Raw genomic sequence first — 1,591 nt, 5'->3', positions numbered from 1 at the left:
GGTTGATTTGCGAAGTCAGCCGAACACCTTCCCTCGACCTGCGCGTTCCATGGTTAGCCGAACGCGATGACGGTGTTCTGCGGGCGACCTATCGGGATCTTTTCCTGTTCGGATGACTCTGGAGGCATAGCTTCGCCATGGCCGCCGGGCGCACCTCCAAGGTCAGCCGAACGGCCTCTTCCGAGACTCGTGTTTCCTCGTCGGCCTAACCCAAAGGCCGCGCTCCCCTCGCTTCCCTCTCGCGGTTGACGGCGTCGAGGGTCATGCCGACCTCCCCGTAGGGAAGCTCGGCCATTCCGAGGGCGCAGCAGAGCGCTTCGTGCGCCTCGGGATCGGCCGCTCTCAGCATCGAAAGCGGCGACATCCCCAGAAGCGAAGGTCTCGGCTCTGAGTTCAGGTGCGACATCACGACCGCGCAATCGGCCCGATCGAGCTCGTCGAAGACGATGCCGCGCCCTTTCGGGAGGAGCTTTCGCAGCTCCACGTGGTTGCGCTCGCATCGTCCCTTCTGCTGCGAGGCCCGCACGTCGCAGTAGAACACGTGCGTGCGCGCGCCTTCCGAGAGCGATCTTTCCATCCCCTCGGTATCGGCGAACTCCGGTCCGTTGTCGGTGAGGATGGGGTCGAACAGGCGGGAGAACACGGTTCGGCCCAAAGCGCGCTCCAGCGCATCGAGGGCGCGGACGACCTCGCTCGAGCTCTTCTCCTCGAGCAGCATCGTCAGCTGCAGCCGACACGGCCTGAGCAGCAGCGTGAGAAGGCACCTCGTGTCGGAGGCGCGGCCCATGACGGTGTCCATCTCGCACGCCCTCCCGCACGCCTCCTCGCCCAGAGCGCAGAAGGCGGCATAGGAGCGTTCGGGGCCGTGGGAGGTGGGCTTGGGGGCGCCCTGCCCCTTGCGAGGCTTGTAGCCGACCTTGCGGCGCAGGTCCAGGTTCGACATTCCGAGGTAGCCGCGCTCTATCCAACGGTAGAGCGTGGAGGGGGCGAGCCCCAGGTGGGGATGCGCCATGCAGATCTGCTCGGGCGACATCCCGCGGGAGACGTCGTCTCTTGTCGTGAAGGCGATCCTCTCGAAGTCCTCCTCCCGGGCGTTGATGCCGCGCCTCGAGCTCGAGAGCGTCTCGTCGGCGAGCGCCTGGGCGAAGATGGCGGAGTACTCGCATCGGTGGCGTCTGCCGCATGCGCGGGGGAAGGTGAAGCATCCGTTGCACACCCACGGCCAGCGCACGAGGCGCTCGCATCGTCTCTGCTGCTCGGGGATGGTGACCGCCCGCATGCCCTTGCAGTCCTTGTGCGCCCAGGTCCTGTTGCGCCGCACCTCCTCTGTGACGGTGGAAGGGGAGCGGCCTATGGACGCCGCGATCTCCCGACATCCCTTCCGCGCGCGAACGCCCGCCTCTATGGCGCGCCTATCGGCCTTGGTGAGCCTGTCGTAGCCCTTAGAAGCCATGCTCGTCATCGACCTCCTTTCATCGGCTGGGCCGCTGCGGGGTCGCTGCGGCCTCCGCACTCAACCGTACGCGTTCGGCTGAGTGTGAGAAAAGATGTCGAAAATGAGCAGGTGTTCGGCTGGCAATGAAAATTAACG

1 protein-coding gene is annotated in these 1,591 nt (G+C 65.7%); it reads right to left on the bottom strand.

Translation table 11 applies throughout. The features are described from left to right. Positions 1 to 205 precede the first annotated feature (205 nt). Positions 206 to 1,462: an IS30 family transposase gene (locus HRL41_RS11875; RefSeq protein ID WP_172137200.1), complete on the bottom strand. Its 1,257-nt coding sequence runs from the start codon at positions 1,460 to 1,462 to the stop codon at positions 206 to 208. Positions 1,463 to 1,591: the final 129 nt, after the last annotated feature.

Source organism: Adlercreutzia sp. ZJ473 (assembly GCF_013185065.1).
Taxonomy (GTDB): domain Bacteria; phylum Actinomycetota; class Coriobacteriia; order Coriobacteriales; family Eggerthellaceae; genus CAAEEV01.
Note: the sequence above shows the minus strand (reverse complement) of the source record. Positions and strands in the feature narration are given on the sequence as shown.

What these genes read in the sequence shown, in the direction of transcription:
- HRL41_RS11875 (WP_172137200.1), bottom strand. Translation starts at nt 1,462, where the DNA reads ATGACGAGCATGGCTTCTAAGGGCTACGACAGGCTCACCAAGGCCGAT.